Origin of the sequence: Streptomyces sp. NRRL S-350 (assembly GCF_000719705.1) — a bacterium.
Classification (GTDB): Bacteria; Actinomycetota; Actinomycetes; order Streptomycetales; family Streptomycetaceae; genus Kitasatospora.
Window position 1 is genome coordinate 1 of record NZ_JOHO01000202.1, and the last position, 432, is coordinate 432.

Sequence of the window (432 nt, forward strand, 5' to 3'; positions counted from 1 at the left end):
GCCGGCGCCGAGGCGGGAGTAGAGGGTGGCCAGGGCGGCTTGGAGGACCATGAACAGGGTGGTGCCGGTCTCCCGGGCGAGCCGGGTGAGTCGGTCGTGCGCGTGCGCGGGCAGGTCCGCGGTGACGGCGCCGGCGCGGTGGGAGGCGACGGCGGGCCGGGGCCGGTCGAGGGGGAGTTGCAGTTCTTCCGGCAGGTCGGCGAGTTGCTGTGTCCAGTAGGTGAGTTGGCGGGTGGCGAGGCTGTCGGGGTCGGTGTCGGTGCCGAGGAGTTCGCGTTGCCAGAGTGCGTAGTCGGCGTACTGGACGGGCAGTGGTGCCCAGGCCGGCGCGCAGCCGTTGGTGCGGGCGGCGTAGGCGGTGGAGAGGTCGCGGGCGAGCGGTGCCATCGACCAGCCGTCACCGGCGATGTGGTGCAGCACCAGCAGCAGGAC

Annotated in this window: 1 protein-coding gene; it reads right to left on the minus strand. The window is 73.4% G+C overall.

Annotated features, from left to right (window positions below; all coding sequences use genetic code 11):
- Nucleotides 1-432, minus strand: a 432-nt coding sequence (locus tag IF30_RS42920; RefSeq protein WP_037903201.1) for a condensation domain-containing protein, incomplete at both ends; no start/stop codon positions are given.